This is a genomic window from Flavobacterium sp. PL002 (assembly GCF_054165825.1).
Genome location: NZ_CM135110.1, coordinates 4,157,163 through 4,177,360 on the forward strand (window position 1 = coordinate 4,157,163; position 20,198 = coordinate 4,177,360).

At 32.4% G+C, this 20,198-nt stretch carries 11 protein-coding genes; all 11 read left to right on the plus strand.

Translation table 11 applies throughout. The features are described 5' to 3' along the window. The first annotated feature begins 48 nt into the window (after nucleotides 1-48). The 11 genes from ACVEGE_RS18205 (at nucleotide 49) to ACVEGE_RS18255 (ending at nucleotide 19,242) form a co-directional block, all read left to right on the plus strand. On the plus strand, nucleotides 49-621 hold the full coding sequence (locus ACVEGE_RS18205) for a hypothetical protein (RefSeq protein WP_192501325.1): 573 nt from the start codon (nucleotides 49-51) through the stop codon (nucleotides 619-621). A gap of 270 nt (nucleotides 622-891) precedes the next feature. Next, nucleotides 892-1,626: a hypothetical protein gene (locus tag ACVEGE_RS18210; protein ID WP_173857272.1), complete on the plus strand. Its 735-nt coding sequence runs from the start codon at nucleotides 892-894 to the stop codon at nucleotides 1,624-1,626. Between the two features lie 608 nt (nucleotides 1,627-2,234). Continuing rightward, nucleotides 2,235-3,821, plus strand: coding sequence for a hypothetical protein (locus tag ACVEGE_RS18215; protein WP_225738150.1), 1,587 nt, complete (start codon nucleotides 2,235-2,237; stop codon nucleotides 3,819-3,821). 158 nt (nucleotides 3,822-3,979) lie between these two features. Next, nucleotides 3,980-4,417 carry an acyl-CoA thioesterase gene (locus tag ACVEGE_RS18220; protein ID WP_173854525.1) on the plus strand — a complete coding sequence of 146 codons (438 nt, stop codon included), beginning with the start codon at nucleotides 3,980-3,982 and terminating at the stop codon, nucleotides 4,415-4,417. 114 nt (nucleotides 4,418-4,531) lie between these two features. Continuing rightward, nucleotides 4,532-5,296 (plus strand): patatin-like phospholipase family protein, encoded by a 765-nt coding sequence (locus ACVEGE_RS18225; protein WP_192501326.1) that lies wholly within the window; start codon nucleotides 4,532-4,534, stop codon nucleotides 5,294-5,296. A 217-nt stretch (nucleotides 5,297-5,513) separates the two neighbouring features. Beyond that, a complete protein-coding gene (locus ACVEGE_RS18230; protein ID WP_192501327.1) occupies nucleotides 5,514-10,487 on the plus strand; it encodes a translocation/assembly module TamB domain-containing protein in 4,974 nt (1,657 codons plus the stop codon). Nucleotides 10,488-10,506: 19 nt separating this feature from the next. Further along, on the plus strand, nucleotides 10,507-12,798 hold the full coding sequence (tamL, locus tag ACVEGE_RS18235; RefSeq protein ID WP_192501328.1) for a translocation and assembly module lipoprotein TamL: 2,292 nt from the start codon (nucleotides 10,507-10,509) through the stop codon (nucleotides 12,796-12,798). 175 nt (nucleotides 12,799-12,973) lie between these two features. Beyond that, nucleotides 12,974-14,401 carry an L-serine ammonia-lyase gene (locus ACVEGE_RS18240; RefSeq protein ID WP_192501329.1) on the plus strand — a complete coding sequence of 476 codons (1,428 nt, stop codon included), beginning with the start codon at nucleotides 12,974-12,976 and terminating at the stop codon, nucleotides 14,399-14,401. 582 nt (nucleotides 14,402-14,983) lie between these two features. Then, nucleotides 14,984-16,741 carry a tyrosine-type recombinase/integrase gene (locus ACVEGE_RS18245; RefSeq protein ID WP_173857623.1) on the plus strand — a complete coding sequence of 586 codons (1,758 nt, stop codon included), beginning with the start codon at nucleotides 14,984-14,986 and terminating at the stop codon, nucleotides 16,739-16,741. A 612-nt stretch (nucleotides 16,742-17,353) separates the two neighbouring features. Then, nucleotides 17,354-17,734, plus strand: coding sequence for a hypothetical protein (locus ACVEGE_RS18250; protein WP_192502050.1), 381 nt, complete (start codon nucleotides 17,354-17,356; stop codon nucleotides 17,732-17,734). 692 nt (nucleotides 17,735-18,426) lie between these two features. Next, a complete protein-coding gene (locus ACVEGE_RS18255; RefSeq protein WP_173839503.1) occupies nucleotides 18,427-19,242 on the plus strand; it encodes a hypothetical protein in 816 nt (271 codons plus the stop codon). The last annotated feature ends 956 nt before the right edge of the window (nucleotides 19,243-20,198 follow it).

Genomic DNA, 20,198 nt, shown 5'->3' on the forward strand with positions numbered 1-20,198 from the left:
GTTCCTTATTTTGCTCCAAATATACAGAATTTTGAGGGTTTAAAGATTTTGAAAATTACAATTTATAAGTATGAAACTGCAAATGGTAGTTATACGAATAAAGGAGTGGAATTTTTGATTAATAAAACTACTCAAAAATACAGTACTTGGTTGAGTTACACCTTTAGCCGTAATGATTATGAGTTTGCTAGTTTCACACCGTCAGAATTCCCAAATAATGTTGATATTAGACATTCCTTTTCTGTTGGTTATAATTATTCAATCACCAATAACTTTAAAGCATCAATAGGTGCAAACTGGCGTAATGGTCAGCCTTATACTACTCCAGTTACTGGAAACGAAACCATAAAAAAAGGCAATACTACAAGAGTAAATTATGACGCTCCCAATAGTCAAAATCTAGATAATTTCATGCGTTTGGATGCCTCTTTGAGTTATAGTTTCCAACTTTCAAAAAAGATTAAAGCCAACCTTAATGCGGGTGTAATTAACTTTACAAATGAAAAAAATACTATTAACCGCTATTATAAAGTAGATCCTACTACAACTGATAAAACCATTCAAGTAGACAATAAATCACTTGGAATCACACCCAATGCTAGTTTGAGAATAAATTTTTAGACACATTATTTTTCTGATAATATTATTTTATGAACTTCTTAGTTTGATTAAATCGCTATTTTAAAATTTAAAAGCATCGATTACATATCCTAATGTCGTTTTTTTTATTACATTTATTTTTTAGAGAAAAACGATACTATTTAGCGCTTGTTTATTCAAGAACTCAAGCATTTTTTCAAATAGTACCTAGTTAGCCCGATTAAATTTTAAGGACGGAAATTAAAATTTTTGTTTTCTAAAGGCAAAACTAAACCAATAAAATGAGTTAAAATGAAGAATGATACTGTTACTAATAATGCGTCAATAATTGCTGATAGCTTACCTGATTCCAGAATAAAAGCGGCTGGTTTTTTACCAGATGTATTATCTCGCCTAGATTCTACCAAGATGAAATACAAACCCATTAGTGACGCCAGTATTCCTTTTAGAGATGAAACGAATGCAGCTACTAAAAAAGAAAGTATTGCAAAGCTTATTGAAAAACTAGATGTAACAGGAAATATTCGATATAAAAGAACAGTTGAAGACACGTACTGCAACGTATACTCCTTTGATTACTGCTATTTTACCAATGTTTATCTCCCTACCGTTTGGTGGACAGATGAATCCATAGAAAAAATCCTTAACGGAGAAGAAGTGGAAGCAATCTATGGCGAAACCGTACAAACTATTTACTCCAGTGCTATTCACGATTGGTTTTTGAAATGGGGAAGCAGTTTTGGATGGAAAAGAATTTTAAGCATTGACAAAATGCAAGAAAAAGTAAATACTAACGGCGGCGTAGGTATTATTTGTGCCAAAAGAAGACAAAGAGGACTCTCAGGACATATTGTACCCGTAGTTCCAGAAACTAAGCAACACAAAGCGTATCGTGAAAACGAAAAGGTAATTTACCCATTACAATCGCAAGCTGGAAAGGTGAATTACAAGTATTTTACTACTATTAAAAAGGATTGGTGGAATAACGAATTGTACTCTTCATCTGTATTTTATTATCATGATTAATTGAGGTTTAATTTAAGTACTAAAAACAAAGGCTAAATTACTTTTTTAGCCAATAAATAAAACTAAGAAAAATAGTATCAATAAATGGGTATTATAAACCGAAGTGTTTTTTATTTCGACAATAACATAAAGTAATAAAAATCAAGTGATTAACTGTTATTATTTACTTATAAAGCGACTCTTTTTATCAAAAAATAAACTTAAAATAAACTTCTTAAATATTACTTCCTTTCAATAGCATTCTGTTGTTGGAAAAACCAAAATAAAAAAGTACTTTTGCACTCTGGAAAAATACAAGAATAGCAAAAATAAAAACGGTGCTATTCGTCTACTTAAAACATTGAAATAAAAGAAATTAGAATCATCTGTAATTTTGTAAATACATTATAAAATTTTTCTTTTTATCAATCGTTTCGTCGATACAAAACTAAATTTCTAAGACTGAAATTAAATTTCTATAATTTAAAAGTAAAAAAACTTTTTTGACAGCAGTCAGTTAATTCTGAAACACTATTATTAAATGGGTTTCGATGAATTCCTGCTAGAAAATCAGTATACCACAACAATAAAATGAATAGCTAATAACATCAAAAAAAGAACTCGTATAAATGAAAGAAAATCACACAGCAAAATATTATTGGGGTATTGGATTAGAAAACGAAACCTACCTACAATTTGAAGAATCCTTAATAGTTACTGGTGAGTTTATACAAGAGAAAATTGGTTTTGAGAAATATAGTATTGATTACACAAAAAACTACAAGACGGAAAGCATTGCTCCTTTATTAGCAAAAGGGTTTGATCCCAATAGAAATTATAAAGTAAGTAGAATGATGAACAGTCATTCTTTAGAAAAACTGGATATTAATTTCCAACACAAAACGATAGCTGTAAAAACAGATGAAACTATTGATGTAAAACCGCAACCTATAGACAATCCTGAATATTTAGGACAGTCAATCATGGAATCTTTTTTAAACAATCAGCCTTACAATATTCAAAGTATGATTACCCAAAGAGAGAAAACTATGGGATCAGTACATTTTGATGGCGATTCTATTGAATTTGTTACTAAATATTTTGAAAATAGAACCGTAGTTGATTCCTGCAAAGAATTAAAAGCAACCAAAAAATTATTTCTGGATAAACTAAACGGAGCAGCTGTTTTGAACGAAAAACTAAGCTATCCAGATTACAATTCAGGTATTAATATGTTTATGACCAATCAAGAAAATCTTGTATTGTTCAATAACGGAACCTATCATTTTCACATCACCCTACCTACGCTTACCGAAGATAGCCGTATCGTAGATTACACTGCTTTTGAAAAGACACACAGCAACGCAATCTATCTACTGCAATGGTTTGAGCCGTTTTTTATCGCTACTCTAGGAAGCCCTGATATTATGGGTGTTATTAGTAACAAGCATAATTTAGACAAGCAATTCACTTTGGGTTCAATGCGCAGTGCTATGTCTCGCTACATAGGTGTGGGAACATACAACAAAGCGATGCCAAAAGGGAAAATTCTAACGTATAAAGTGGATGATTTTAGAAAATTACTACAATTCGAAAAAGAAGACAACATCTGGTGGAGAGATCGAATTGAGCAAGAGATGGAATATGAATTACTTCCAGAGGTTGGTCTTGATTTCAACCAAGAAAAAATGTACCAAAGCGGATTTGAATTTAGAAGTCTTGATGAATTCCCTGCTGAATATTTAAACGATGTACTTTTTGCTATTATTTTAATATGTGAACATGCGCTGAACCTCACAGATGTAAAATGGGGACATGATAGCATTGCATGGAATAATTTGGTTTTCAAAACATTAAAATATGGTTATTTAACTGAAATTGATGCGTTAGAAAAAGCAGAAGTATTGGATTTACTACAATTACTTGACCATTCAAACGATAATTACAGTACTTTAAAAGCCGAATTTGATACTATAGTTTTACTTGATGAATTCTTCTTTAAGATTGTAGCTGTTTTACACGACAAATACAAAGACAATAATGTATGTGTAGATGCTATGTTTGGTCAAAAATTAAACGCAGCTCCTCAATGGGATAACTTTAATAAATACCAAGTAGCACAACATCAATTACAAATTAGCCCTTTAGAAACTATTGTGGTAGCACCTGAATTCTCAAAAAAACACAAAGACAGTGAATTAGTTGCAGCCTGTTAATTGGTAAAACGTATAACAAGTTGTTTTCTAAAGGGTATGAAAGAATTATCAAAAATTGATCATTATTCTAAATCAATACGCTTAGAAATATGAATAAAATTCTCTAATTTTGAAATTACTATTGACTATTTCAGTAGTAGTTTCAAAAACCCCATAGAATGACATCATATACAAAACAATTATCTTTACGTTGGTCAGATTTAGACCCTAATTTTCACGTTCGCCACAGCGCTTATTATGATTTTGGTGCACAACATCGTATTGAGATCCTAGAAAGTCTTGGCTTGACCATGAAAGTATTACAAATAAATCATTTTGGGCCTATTTTATTTAGAGAAGAGTGTGTTTTCAGAAAAGAAATCAAACTTTCTGATGTAGTTATCATGCATACTAAAATTTCTAAAATGAAACCGGATGCTTCAAGATGGACTATTGTTCATGAATTTAAAAATCCCGAAGGGCAATTGTATGCTACAATTACAGTAGACGGTGCTTGGATGGATACTCAGTTAAGAAAAATTGCTAATCCTACACCTGAAATTGCGGTAGAAGCATTAACAAATTTCCCTAAAACAGAAGATTTTATTTCGTTATAATAAACTACCTTTAGATAGTAAAAAAGCTGATAATCATACCATTTTATTGATTATCAGCTTTTTTTATGAATAGTTTACTAGTTTTGTTTCGTAACCTTAAAAAACAATACAAGAATGAAAAAGAAAGTGGGAATTGTTTTATCTGGTGGAGGCGCACGTGGAATGGCACATTTGGGTATTTTAAAAGCATTAGAGGAATTTGGTATAGAATTCTCACATATTTCTGGAACTAGCGCAGGCGCTATTGCTGGTGCTTTCTATGCTGCTAATTACTCGGTTGATGAAATCGTAACTATTTTAAAGAAAAGCCAAATCTTTAATTTTTCTAATTTCCTGATAAAAAGACAAGGTTTATTTGCAATGAGAGGTTTTCAAGGAATTTATAATGAATTTTTACCAACAAATACCTTTGAAGATTTAAAGATTCCGCTATACGTTGCCGCTACAGATATTTTAAAAGGGGAGTTGGTTTATTTCTCCTCTGGTAATCTTTCCCAAGCTTTAATGGCTTCTTCCTGCATTCCTTTAGTTTTCCAACCAATACAATACAATGATTCACTTTATGTTGATGGTGGTGTAATGAACAATTTCCCTATTGAACCTTTGATTGGGCAATGCGATGTAATTATAGGTAGCTACGTAAATTCTATCAAGAAAGAGGTTGATCAAGTGCATATGAATAACATTGTAGACCGTTGTTTTCATCTGGCAATGAAGAGTTCAGTACAAGAGCAAACAAACTTGTGCTCCTTATATATTGAACCACCTAATATGAGTCAATTTAGTCTTTTTAATCTAAAAAAAGCAGATGAAATCTTTGAGTACGGCTACAATTATGCGCGCTCTTTAGAAAAGCAAATTAAAGAACTGGACCTATAAATCACTATTAATAATTGTTTTTTTACAGTAGTGAATTACTTCTTGAAGAGTACTAAAATAGCTGCCTCAACAATCATTTTTGTTTATAATTTTATAATATTAAATGTTATGGTTGTAATATATATCAGATTAATTTTTTCATCTTTGTGAATCGTTTTAATTAAGTTGAAATTCAATCATTTTGATAAGAACAACTTACACCTAAAATTATTTGCTTTTGAAAAAATACTTTAAGATAAGTTTAAAAATATTCCTCTGGTTTGTAGGAATAATTTTTGCATTACTACTTTTGGTTCTAATTGCTATTCAAGTTCCCTCCGTGCAAAATTTAGCGAAGCAAAAAGTCGTTGCCTATATCCAAGAAAAAGTAAAAACAAAAGTTGCAATTGATACACTACAAATAGGTTTTCCTAAAAAAGTAATCTTAAAAGGGGTTTATTTTGAAGGGCAAAATAAAGACACTTTATTAGCAGGTAAAGAACTTGCCGTTGACCTTGATATGTTTGATTTAATAGACAATAAAATCACTATTAATTCTATTGATTTAAAAGGCATAACGGCTAATGTGAGTCGAGATGAAAATGCCATTTTTAACTTTGATTACCTCATTAAAGCTTTTGCTTCAGCAGATACTTTAGAGCCTAAAGCAGCCTCTACTCCTATGCAGTTTTCGCTTGATAAAATTAATTTAAATAATATAAAAATCAGGTATAATGATGCCTACACTAAAAATGATTTAGCATTTAACTTGAAGCATTTAGATACCAGAATCAAAAGTTTTGATTTGGATAAAATGGATTTTGAAATTCCTAAAATCACCATCAAAGGCTTACAATTAAAACTGTCACAAGGGCTTGCTGAAAAGATAAATGAGGTAGCCGCTTCCGCAAAAGAAACAACTGCCGAAGAAAATTTGAATATTGTACTTGGAGAAGTAGATTTATCAAAATTTGACATTAGCTATTTTGATGAAAAAAGTAATCTAGCCACTGCCATTAAATTTAGAAAGCTTGGCGCAAAATTTACAAAAACAGACATCAGTAACCAGTTCTATATTATTGATGCTATTGTATTCGAAAATGCCACAGGAAATTTACTAATTGGAAAAACTAATAATAAAAAAACAGAACTTGCTACTACTCCATCAGAAACAAGCAAATTAGAAATAAAAATCAAACAAACTGCATTTAAAAATATCAATTTCAAATTTGATAATGATAATGCTGTAGCTGTTAAAAAAGGAATAGATTACCAACATTTAGCTATCAAATCACTTGCATTAGACTTAGAAAACTTGCATTATAGTCCGTTGAGTATTGACGGGAACCTAAATTCCTTAAAAGTTAAAGAAAAAAGCGGCTTAGTAATTAACTCCTTCACAACTGACTTTTTCTACGGAAGAAAAAATGCTTACTTGAAAAACCTAAGTCTGAAAACGCCACAAACAACATTAAAGGACAATATTGAAATTGGTTATCCTTCTATTGAAACGGTTAGTAAAAACTTAGCGGAATTAAGTGTAAACGCCAACTTAAAAAATAGTGAATTAGGATTTCAAGATGTACTGATATTTGTTCCTACACTTTCGAGTACAGTCCCTTTTAAAGACAATCCTAATGCTATTTTACTAATCAACAGTAAAGTAACAGGAAAACTAAAAAAACTACAAATTCCGAAACTGGAAATCAGCGGTATTGGAACCACAAAGATTGCTGCCAGCGGAACAATTACGGGATTACCTGATGTAGACAAAGCTTTTTTTGACTTAGATATAAAAGAATTAAAATCAAGTGCTAAAGACATTAAATCATTTACTCCCAAAGGGACCATTCCTAGTACGATACAACTACCCGCGCAATTGAACGTAAATGGAACTTTTAAAGGAACAATCACCAACTTTAATACTAATCTTGTTTTAGGAAGTTCCTACGGAGGCGCAAAAATTAATGCGTTATTTGATCAAAGAATAAAAAACAAAGAAGCTTATAAAGCGCAAGTGAACCTTAACAATTTTGATTTAGGAAAATTATTAAAAGACAAAACTATTGGTAAAATCAGCTTAAAAGCCAATGCTAAAGGAACAGGTTTAGATCCAAAAACTGCCAAAGCCAAGATTGAAGGAACTTTGCTAAAACTTACCTATAACAAATATACGTATCAAAATCTAGCCCTTAACGGAAACATCAACAACGGATTATTTGCTATAGCAGCAGATATGAATAATCCCAATTTAACTTTTGATTTAATCAGTAGCGGAAGTTTTAAAGACAAATATCCTGCTGTAAAAGCAAAGCTAAATGTAGATATTGCCGACTTAGAAAAACTAAATCTTCATGCAGGTCCTTTAAAAATTAGAGGCGCTATTGATGCTGATATTCAATCGTCTAATTTAGATTACTTAAATGGTAGATTGACTGTCATGAATTTGACTATTGCTGATGCTGAACAACAAATTGTTACGGACTCTATTAGCTTATTGGCTACAGCAAAACCTGACACGACGGCAATTGTTATAAATTCCCCTTTTTTAAATGCAGAGATTATAGGAAAATATAAATTGTCTAAAATTGCCAACGCATTACAAAACTCACTTGCTACATACTATGATATTAATCCTGAAGTCAAAAAGCAAGAAAGTGAAAAACAAAATTTCGATTTTAAACTTAATGTAACTAGCAGCCCGTTATTATTGAAGATTGTTCCTGAAATTCAAAGTATGGAACCCATAGTAATTTCAGGTAAATACAATACGGTTAATGATTCTATTGTAATTAATGGTCAGATTCCAAAGTTAGTTTACGGTCAAAATACAATTACTAATGCGGTCGTAAATGTAAACACTGCAGATAAAGCATTAAATTATGAATTTATAGTTGATGACATTCAAAACAACCAGTTCCAGTTACCCTACACCGCAATCACAGGGCAATTAAAAGACAATGTTGCTGCCTACCAATTGCAATTAAAAGATTTAAAAGATCAAGAACGCTATTTAATTACTGGTAATGTAAAATCGAATAAAGGAAATACGGAGTTACACCTTGATCCTGCAAATTTAGTTTTGAATTATGAATCATGGCAAGTAGCCGCAGACAATCTAATTCGTTTTGGTACTACCGGAATATACGCTAATCAATTTGAGTTAAGCAATTCAGGCAGTAATATTCAATTACAATCGCAATCAGAAAAAGCAAATGCTCCTTTGGCAGTGAATTTTAAAGATTTCAAGATTGAAACAATCAGTAGTTTTGTTGAAAAAAGTGATTTACAAATCAACGGAAATATCAATGGTGATGCTTTAATCAAAAACCTAAGCACCACTCCCCTATTTACTGCTGATTTAAAAGTTGATAACTTTGCTTTCAAACAAGACACACTAGGAACGGTAGCAATTCATGTAGACAATAATGTAGCCGATACTTACAATACGCAAGTAGGTATTACTGGGCAAGGAAACCAGCTTGATTTAGCAGGAACTTATGCTGCTACTGCGGGAGTTTTAAACATGAATCTGGATGTTGCTAAATTAAATTTAAAAAGTATACAAGGATTCACCTTAGGGAACCTAAAAGAAAGTACCGGTTTTATAAACGGAAAGCTAAACATTACAGGAAAAGCCAGTCAACCACAAGTTGTAGGAAATTTAAAATTTAATGAAATAGGGTTCAATGTTACGCCTCTTAACGCGACCTTTAAAGGCATGAATGATAACATTCAATTTAATGCGAATAATGTTGTCTTAAACAAATTTACCATTAAAGACGAGAAAGACAATGACATGGTAATTGATGGTACAATAAGTACACAGGATTTTACAAATCCTGGATTTGACCTTACTCTTGTAGCAAAAAACTTTAAAGCAGTCAATTCTAAAGAAAAAGACAATGACGCCTATTATGGCGAAATGTACCTTAACAATAATCTACGTATCAAGGGAGACTTAAACAATCCTACAGTTGACGGTAGCATCAAAGTAAATGGCGATACTGATTTTACAATTGTTTTACCGCAAAGTGACCCATCAATTGCAGATCGTGAAGGAATTGTTGAATTTATAGATCAAGACAATCCGCCTTTGATTACTAAAATAGCTGTAGATGAATCATTAAGTAGTACAGAGATAAAAGGTATCAATGCCTCCGTAAATATTGAAGTTGATAAAGATGCCGCATTGTCTATTGTAATTGACAAGGCCAATGGAGATTATTTAAAATTAAAAGGTGAGGCAGAACTTACAGGTGGTATTGATCCTTCTGGAAAAACTACACTTACGGGACGTTACGAGTTAAATGAAGGCGCTTATGAAATGAATTTTAATTTCATAAAACGAAAATTTGATATTAAAAACGGTAGTTATATTTTATGGACAGGTGAACCAACATCTGCTGATATTAATATTACTGCGGTGTATAAAAACGAAGCTGCTCCACTTGATTTAGTTGACGACCAATTAGGAAGCGTTACCGCTGACGTTAGAAATACTTATAAGCAAAAAATTCCTTTTGAAACCGAATTAAAAATGAACGGTGAGTTGCTTAAACCTACCATTACTTTTGACATTGTTTTACCTGACGGTAACAACAGTGTGTCAACAGAAATAATCAATACTACCCAAGCCAAATTAGCACAATTGCGTCAGCAACCAGATGAGCTTAACAAACAAGTATTTGCACTATTATTATTAAATCGTTTTATAGGCGAAAATCCTTTTGCTAGTGAGGCTGGAGGAGCATCTGTATCGTCATTAGCAAGAGAGAGTGCTAGTAAAATATTATCACAGCAATTAAACAATTTAGCGGGTGATTTAATTAATGGTGTCGAACTAAATTTTGACTTAAATTCAACTGAAGATTATACTACTGGACAATTAGAAAACAGAACTGATTTAAGTGTTGGCCTTTCTAAAAAGCTATTGAACGACCGCTTAACAGTCACTGTAGGAAGTAGTTTTGGGTTAGAAGGACCACAACAAAAAAACGAAGAAGCTAATAATATTGCTGGTGATGTTTCAATAGAATACCAATTATCTAAAGACGGTCGTTATAAATTAAAGGCGTATCGTGTAAACAAATACCAAGTGGCATTACAAGGACAAGTAGTAGAAACTGGCGTTTCCTTTATCCTAACCATTGATTACAACAAATTCAAAGAACTGTTTCAATCGAAAAAAAGAAAAGAGACTAAAAACTAGTTCATAAAAACACATTATAATGAGTAAATATACCCTAAGTTGCTTGCTACTATCTGCTTTATTTTTAGCAGCATGTACAGGTACTCGCAATTTACCCGAAGGAGAATTATTATATACTGGAGCGACCATAAAAGTAGAAAGTAAAACCACTCCTAAAAAAGAAAGGAAAGCTTTAAAAACGGCTTTGACACCACTATTACGACCAAAACCTAATTCTTCTATTTTAGGATTGAAACCCAAATTATTCTTTTACAATTTGGCCGGAGAGCCCAAAAAAGACAAAGGTTTTAGATATTGGCTGCGCACAAAAGTAGGTGAACCACCTGTTTTATACAGCAAAGTAGATCTAGAATACAATAAAAAAGTGCTGCAAAATTATGCTGAAAACAGTGGCTATTTTAATACAACTGCAGTTGCAGATTCTACTCGGAAAGGGAAGAAAGCTACAGCAACTTATACTTTAGATCCAAAGAGACAATACAAAATTAGAACCGTAAAATTCCCCGATGATTCCTCGGCAGTGTCGATTGCTGTGCGTAAAACGCAACGCAGAACGTTGTTGAAAAAAGATCAAGCATACAACCTAGACATTATTAAATTAGAACGGGAGCGAATTGATGTGCGACTTAAAGAAAAAGGATTTTATTATTTTAATGAAGATTATTTATTAATACAGGTAGATAGCACGGTAGCTGATCATCAGGTAGATTTAATTATGAAAGTAAAAAAAGAAATCCCTGCGCTTGCTCAAAATCAATATGAAATCAACAAAATTATTGTTTATCCAAATTATAAGTTGGCAAAAGACAGTATTGTTAATGATCCTAAAGCAACTGTACAGTACAATGATTTCACTATAATTGACAAAAACAATTTGTTTAAACCTCGAATTTTTGATCGTACTTTATATTTCAAAAAAGGAGATTTATACAATAGAACAAATCATAATTTATCATTGAATCGACTTGTGAATTTAGGGACTTTTAAATTTGTAAAAAACCAATTTAAAGTAGCGGATACCACTGGCAATTTTCTAGATGCTTATTATTACCTTACTCCATTGCCTAAAAAATCAATTCGATTAGAACTTTTAGCCAAAACAAATTCGGCTAATTATACGGGAACCGAATTAAATTTAAACTGGAGTAATCGTAATTTATTCAAAGGAGCTGAACAGTTAACTATATCCGCTTTTGGAGGTTTAGAAGTTCAGGTTTCAGGACAAAACAATGGCTTTAATGTCTATCGTTTTGGTACCGAAGCAAATTTAATTTGGCCAAGAATTATTTCACCTTTTAAATTCCATTCAGCTAGTGGTTATGTTCCGAAGACAAAAGCGACTTTAGGATACGAATTTCAAAACCGTACTAAATTATATTCTTTACAAACATTCAAAGGTTCGTTTGGGTATTTATGGAAAGAAAACGAGCGTAAAGAGCATTTGTTTAACTTAACTGAAATCACGTACGCTAGTCCGCAGAATGTGACCGCTTTGTACCAATCGCAAATAGATTCGCTTCCTTCTTTAGGGAAAGTAATCGAAAAGCAATTAATTTTTGGGCCTACCTACTCCTACACGTATACCAATACAATGGAAAAGCGAAAAAAGAATACTTTTTACTACAACGGTAAAATTGATTTATCAGGAAATATTACTGGTTTAGCAACGGGAGCAAATATTAAAGATGGGAATACAAAGAAAATATTTGATGTCCCTTTTAGCCAATTTATAAAAATAGAAAACGAGTTTAGACATTATTTAAAACTGAGTGAAGATTCTCAAATAGCGTCGCGTTTAATTGTAGGCGCAGGATTTGCTTATGGAAACTCAGATCAAATGCCGTTTATCAAACAATTTTTTAATGGGGGAACCAATAGTATTCGTGCTTTTAGAGCCCGTTCTATAGGACCAGGAACTTTTGACGGCAGCAAAACGACCAATACTTTTTTACCAGATCAGTCCGGAGATGTAAAGTTAGAATTCAGTACTGAATATCGTGCTAAAATTTACGGTTTAGTAAAAGGAGCAGTATTTTTAGACGCAGGAAATATTTGGTTGTTAAAAGATGATCCAGACAAACCGGGAGGAAAATTTTCTAAAGATTTTTTAAACGAACTTGCTGTAGGTGTAGGTGCTGGATTGCGATTTGACTTTTCATTTTTGGTTTTAAGAACTGATTTGGCTTTTCCTATAAGAAAACCCTATCTAGCTGATGGTAATCGCTGGGTACTGGACAAAGTGAGTTTTGGTAATGGATCCTGGCGAAATGAGAATTTGGTTTTCAACCTAGCAATAGGGTATCCATTTTAATCATATTGAGATAAATACGCTTTTATTTTTTTGGAAAACAAAAAAAATAGCTGTTTCCAAATTATTAAATAATCAGTTCTAGTTTCTAAATCACAATTAAAATTTCATATTTAAAAGTTTTTGGTACTGTTCATTGCTAAATTCAATTATATTTGTCTCATAAAACAAAAATTATATGGAAGAGTGCATTTCGGTTTTTGACATGCTTAAAATTGGTGTAGGTCCTTCAAGTTCCCACACGCTAGGACCATGGCGTGCAGGAGAACGCTTTTTAGAAGAGCTAAAAGAGGAGAATATCATACATACAATTACAAGAGTAAAAATAGATCTTTACGGCTCTTTGTCCCTTACGGGTAGAGGTCACGCTACTGATCTTGCCGTAATGCTAGGTTTAAGTGGGCAAGATCCAGAGTATATTCCGGTTGAAAATATTGATGGTATCATAAAAACAATCGAGTCTACAAACCAAATCCTTTTGGGTAACCAGCACCCAATTGCCTTTCATATAAAAGAAGATATTGTATTTAATAAAGACTTCTTGCCTTTTCATTCTAACGGAATGATGTTTACAGCTTTTGATGCTTTGGGAACACCTTTTACAGCTACCTACTACTCTATTGGAGGTGGATTTGTGGTTAAAGAAGAACGTACCAATGCCAAGGAAAAAATCAAGATAAAATGCGCTTTTCCGTACCTTGTCAATAATGCTGCGGAGTTGTTAAGTTTTTGCGTAAGCGAAAATAAAAGCATCTCAGAGATTGTTTATGAGAATGAAAAATCGATGCGAACAGAAGAAGTTATCGATCATGAATTAATGCGCATCTGGAACACCATGCTCGAGTGTATGTACATAGGTTGCCACTCTGAAGGGATTTTACCTGGTGGTCTTAACGTACGCCGAAGAGCATTTGATATGCACCAAGGATTAATAGGATTATCTAATTATAGTGATCCACAAAGTTGGCTAGAAGAAATACGCAAAACCGAGGTTAAATTTCGCCAAATCCTGAAATGGGTTAGTTGTTTTGCACTTGCTGTAAACGAAGTTAATGCAGCTTTGGGACGCATTGTAACCGCACCTACAAACGGAAGTGCCGGTGTAATCCCATCTGTCTTGATGTATTATTTGGTTATTGAAAACCATAATGCAGGACCTAAAGAAATCAAACAATTCTTGTTAGTTGCGGGAGAAATAGGCAGTATTTTCAAAAAAGGGTCCACCATATCAGCCGCTATGGGAGGTTGCCAAGCAGAGATAGGCGTATCGTCATCAATGGCTGCTGCAGCGCTGTGTGAATTAATGGGCGGAACACCAGAACAAGTCTTAATGGCTGCCGAAATTGCCATGGAACACCACCTGGGATTGACCTGCGACCCCATAGGCGGATTAGTCCAAATTCCGTGTATTGAGCGCAATACTATGGGCGCTATAAAAGCAATCAATGCCGCCGAATTAGCCTTATCTACCGATGCTAAAAATGCAAAAGTACCCTTAGACAAAGTAGTGAGTACCATGTGGGAAACCGCCAAGGATATGAATAACAAATACAAAGAAACCTCAGAAGGAGGCTTAGCAATAGCGGTAAACATGGCCGATTGCTAAACGCGCTCCATCTTAAATTATAAACCTAGTAACCCGCAAAATAGCAGCAGTTACTAGGTTTTTTTTTACAATTGCAATTTCACAATAAAGATCATTTGGGCGTGCCCCTGCTTCCACTACGTTGCAGCAGCGTCAGGCTATCCGTTACAATCTCCCGAAGAAAAATCGGGAGGATTTTCACTGCTATCCTTCACGCAACTATAAACAACGATGATGTTTATAAGAAAAACATCAAACAAAATAATCTCGACTCCGATTGATCTGACATACGGATACAAGAAATTTTTTGATTAAATTAATGATTAACAACAGTATAACTAATATCGACACCGCTCGATTTTACATAAGGATTCAATAGTTTTTTTGCTTCAATTGATAAGTAGTAACAGCATAACTAATCTTCACTACATTCGATTTGACAACTAAAATTGGTTTATTCCTTTACAATTTGCCTTATTATCCATACACTACTTCTGTCAAATTACTTTCTAAACAAAAAAAGGACGTAGATAATTAAAAATCAACAATTTAATATTCGATTATTAAAAACAAAGTTGTATTTTAGTTGCTTATAACCTTTATATGCAAATAATTGTAAAAAAGATATGGCATCGTGATGCAGACCGAATCGGACTTTTCTTTAAGTATGATAGTACTACTATTGATCAATTAAAACAATTGGGAGGTATTTATAGTCAGTCACTTCGATGCTGGTATTTTGATTATAATGTTGTGAGCTATAAGTTGATTAGTCAAAATTTTAGCGATTTGGTTATTGATAACCCAAAAAAGACAAAAACGCAACCGCTGGCCGGCCTTACCCTAAGCCGTGACCTTCCAGCCATAGCCAAAAGCGACCTTCAGTTAGATTCGGCCCCTGTGCTGCATAACCCTGAACATATAACGACCGTAAAATCGTTAGCACCCAACATGCGTTTAGAATTATTACCAAATTTAGGTAAATACTGGGTTTTCAAGATGCACTATTATCAGCATATTAGTAAACAATTATTAGCTACCAAAGGAGTGTATTGGAATGCCAATTACAAGGTGTATATGGTATTAAGACATAGTAACGTACAAACACAAGTTGAAAAAATATTAGGAGTAGTCTCTTTTTTTCCGGAAAATGATTATTATAAAAAAGAAACCGTCTTTGTATCAGAATCTATTGTAATAAAACCACATCCTGAAGACATAAAATGGATGGAAGTATATGTACCTCCATTTCTTGTATTAAGAGAAAAAATAAAACGGTTCTCAATGGCGCGTTACAGTACCATTAAAGATTGTTATTTATTACCCGCTGCACCTAGTGTATATGAAGCAATGGGAATGCAGTTTGAACCACATAAAGTACTTATTAACAACAGACTGCCAAAAGGGTATTTGTTAAAACAAAATTTACCCAATAGAAAGCAGCTAGATTTGAGAAAAACCAAAGAGCAATTATTTAATCAAGTTCCGGCTGCAGCACATGAATACATCACTATGATGGTAGATACTATTCTAGCATTAAATTATAGTAGTTCTACAATGCGTACCTATACGAGTTCGTTTCTTAAATTTTTACGTGATCATCATTTTAAAGACCCACATTCCATAACACAAAAAGAAGTTACAAAATATTTAGCTTCGCTAATGGAAAGAGGACTATCTGCATCATCAGGACATAGTATGGTAAATGCATTATTGTTTTATTACCAACAAATTGACCATCAAAAAGGTTTTGATCTTAAACTACCGAGACCAAAATCAGAAAAAAAATTACCATCGGTACTAACCATGGAAGAGTGTTTAGAAATATTTAGAGCAGTAGACAACCCTAAACATAAGTTATTACTATTAATAGGTTATGGTGCAGGTTTACGGGTTAGTGAGATTGTAACTTTAGAATGGCGTGACATATTATTTTCGGAACATAAAATACATATTAAAAATGCCAAAGGAAAAAAAGATCGTATTGTGATGCTACCCTACTCGATTGTCAACTCACTAGAGATTTACAAGAAACTTTACGAACCAAATAAATACGTTTTTGAAGGTCAATATGCAGGCGAACCCTACAGTACTGGTAGTGCTCAAGCAGTGATGCGTGCCGCCTTAAAAAAGTCAGGATTAGATAAAAAAGCCACTGTACACACTTTGAGGCATAGTTTTGCCACACATTTGCTAGAAAGCGGCACAGATATACGATACATACAAAAGTTTCTTGGTCATGCTAGTATTAAAACCACAACAATTTACACACATGTATCAAAAACAGCTACAGATAAGATTCTAAGTCCACTTGATCGTTTAGTTGAAGAAAATAATAAGAAAAAACTGAGTGACAACTAAAAAACATCAAAAAAGATGTATATATTTGATGTTATATACAAGTTGTAATATATTTTAGCGCCGAATTTTGCGGTGAAAAATTCCTTGCTTCTCTCCTACTAAGAAAATAATCTGAAATCCAAAAAGTTGTCGTTTATCAAAAAAAAAAGAACAGTTTTATGTGAAATAGATTCTGGCGAAATCGTTAAGCAGAAAGTAATTTGGATAAATTAAAGTGATGCAGTTTGTGTCGAAATAGATTTTAGTAAAATCGTTAAGCCGAAAGTATTTTGGTTAAATTAAGGTGATGCAGTTTGTGTCGAAACAAATTTTATTAAAATCGTTACGCAGAAAGTAATTTGGATTAATGAGAATGATGCAGTTTGTGGTGAAAAATAGAGTAACGATAAATATTTGTGCTGATAAAAACATATTACAACACTGGTTTAGCATGATGGGGAATTTAGTGGAATTTCCGTTTTTTTTCATATATTCGTATAGCCAAAAATAATCTGCTTATAAGTTCCCCACCAAGCTAAGCCAGGAACCGTTGGCAGTAATACTTCCGCAGAGTCATGAATCTATCGCAACTTAAAATAAATAATGAAAAATACTGAAATAAATATAACAGATTTGAAAGAATTTTTAAAACTGAAATTCTCAAAATTAATTCCTGATTTTATATATGAAGGTTTTGGAGATTATGATTCTAATGAAATTGACATTTTATATGAATTAGAAAAATATGGAATTACAAACATTTCTGAATTAGAAAAAATTATTCCAGATAACTATATGGAAGCTGTAACTGAACTAGGAATCAAATTCAATTATTTAGGAACGTTGAGAGTAATACTGATAATAAATGATTACAAAAAATATATTAGTAACTATAATGAATACGAATACAGGAATTTTTGGGAAATAGCTAATATTAAAAGTGTCGAATCTATTTTTAGCTTTTATAACATATCGGTTGACGAAATTACAAATGAAACAAGAGAACGTAATTAGTACTACTGCCAACAGCGGTTTGCAAAAATGGCGAAATATGTGGTAAATTCACGTTTATCTTTCGCAAGAAATTTTATCTTAGCCGAAAATAATCGGTCACGAAGTTCGCCACTTCTGCAAGCCGCGACACGTTGCAGTAAATAATCTTGCCGAATTTTGCGCATAAAAATAAGAAAGGAATTGTTAAGCGGAAAATTATCTAGTTCTATTTAAGTAATGCTGTTTGCGCTTAAGAATCAAGAAGATAATGTTAAGCGGAAAATTATTCGATTTTATTTAAGTGATTCTGTTTGCGCTTAAAAATAAGAAAGTGATTGTTAAGCGGAAAAATATTTAATTCTACTTAAGTGACGCTGTTTGCGCTTAAAATCAAAAATAAATTGTTAAGTGGAAAATATTTGGTTCTATTTAAGCGATGCAGTTTACGTTGAATAATTAAGAAAGAAATTGTTAAGCGGAAAACTATTTTATTCAATTTAAGTGCTGCGGAATTGATCAAATTAGATTGTAATAATACAATTTTGAACAAAATAGGATTTTGAACAATTACTTACTGCAACAACCATTTGCCATGATTGGGGCTTCGGTGGAATTATCGTTTTTATTCGTATATTCGTTTCGGTGGAAAATAATCTGGTTCTATTTCCCCAACCAAGGCAAGTGGTGAACCGTTATAGCCAATTTACAGAAAAATGGAAATCCTGAAAAAATACACCGAACTGCAATATAGCAATTTAACAATAATTAAAAGTTATACTTGTATGCTTTTAACGATTAATCCAGAATATAAAGTTTATGGTTCAGGTGTGTTCATACAAGTCAAAAATCATTTTTTTCTTGTTTCTGCTTCACATGTTCTTGATAATTTTGAAAACCTAGTTATTCCATTAGAAAAAGGAAAAAACTTATTTAAACCAGGAGGAATAACATATATTAATGAGTTTTTTATAAGCAGGGAAAAGGATTCTGTTGACATCGGATTTTTGGAATTAGATAAAGAAAGTGTAGAAGAATTATTAACTACTTATAAATTCTTAAAAGACGATGATTTAGCAATTAATCATAAATTTGAAAATCAACCATATTATACTTTTCTTGGATATCCTACCACACTTTCAAAGATTTCACAAAGCAAAAACTCTTTTCATAGTTATCCATTTTTTCAATTTTCAACTCCAGCCAAGGAATGTGAATATATGAAATACAATAGAAACATAAATTCTAATATTGTAACATCTTATGAAAGGAAAAAATCATATAATTTAAAAATTAATAAATTTGCTGTAGGTCCAGATTTACATGGAATCAGCGGTTGTGGATTATGGTTTACTGATCCTATGGATATATTTACTCAAAATAAAAGACCGAAATTAACTGCAATAATGACAGATTGGCCAATTAAAGATAGAACAAAAGTTATAGGTACGAGAATAGATATATTAACAGAATTTCTTAGAAAAAAATTAAATTTACAACTTCCTGAATCTAATATCATTTCGGTAAAATAAACTGGCTATAACAGCGGTTTGCAAAAATGGCGAAATATGTGGTAAATTCACGTTTATCTTTCGCAAGAAATTTTATCTTAGCCGAAAATAATCGGTCACGAAGTTCGCCACTTCTGCAAGCCGCGACACGTTGTAATAAATAATTTTGCCGAGCTTTTCGCATAAAAAAACAGAAAGTAATTGTTTAGTAGAAAGTATTTTGGTTCTATTGATGTGATGCAGTTTGCGCTGAAAATCAGAAATAAAACGTTAAGAAGAAAATATTTTGGTTCTATTGATGTGATGCAGTTTGCGAAAAAATGAATCAGGAAACATAGTTTGCCGAAAATACTTTAATTCTATTTAAATGAAGAATTTTGTGGTGAATTAGATTGCGGAAAATAAATCTGCGAAAAGGATGATGATCAATATAATTACTTATTACAACACACGTTTGTAGCTATTGCGGAATTTAGTGGAATTATCGTTTTTAATTTGTATTTTCGTATAGCCAAAAATTCTCGTCTTCGAAGTCCGCAACAGACTACAAGCGCGGGAACGTTGCAATAAATAATCTTGCCGAGCTTTGCGTTTAAAAAATCAAAAAATAAATCGTTAAGCAGAAAGTATTTTGATTCGATTTAAGTGATGTAGTTTGCGCTGAAAAATTAAAAAGTAAATTGTTAAGCGGAAAATTATTTGGTTAAATTTATGTGATGCAGTTTGCGTATAAAAACTTAGCCGAATTTATTAAGCAGAAAACATTTTTCCGAAATTGAAGCGATGCAGTTTTTGTATAAAAAGAATCATGAAAAATCGTTTAGCCGAAAAAACTTTGGTACTATTTAAGTGATGCAGATTGTAGCGAACTAGATTGCGGAAAAGTCAATTGCGAAAAGAATGATTATTCATAAAATTACTTATTGCAACACACGTTTTGCCGTATTTGGGGATTTAGTGGAATTATCATTTTAATT

Coding starts and splice junctions, on each gene's coding strand:
- ACVEGE_RS18210 (WP_173857272.1), top strand. CDS start 892: ATGAAGAATGATACTGTTACTAATAATGCGTCAATAATTGCTGATAGC.
- ACVEGE_RS18240 (WP_192501329.1), top strand. CDS start 12,974: ATGGAAGAGTGCATTTCGGTTTTTGACATGCTTAAAATTGGTGTAGGT.
- ACVEGE_RS18255 (WP_173839503.1), top strand. CDS start 18,427: ATGGAAATCCTGAAAAAATACACCGAACTGCAATATAGCAATTTAACA.
- ACVEGE_RS18220 (WP_173854525.1), top strand. CDS start 3,980: ATGACATCATATACAAAACAATTATCTTTACGTTGGTCAGATTTAGAC.
- tamL (WP_192501328.1), top strand. CDS start 10,507: ATGAGTAAATATACCCTAAGTTGCTTGCTACTATCTGCTTTATTTTTA.
- ACVEGE_RS18225 (WP_192501326.1), top strand. CDS start 4,532: ATGAAAAAGAAAGTGGGAATTGTTTTATCTGGTGGAGGCGCACGTGGA.
- ACVEGE_RS18245 (WP_173857623.1), top strand. CDS start 14,984: ATGCAAATAATTGTAAAAAAGATATGGCATCGTGATGCAGACCGAATC.
- ACVEGE_RS18215 (WP_225738150.1), top strand. CDS start 2,235: ATGAAAGAAAATCACACAGCAAAATATTATTGGGGTATTGGATTAGAA.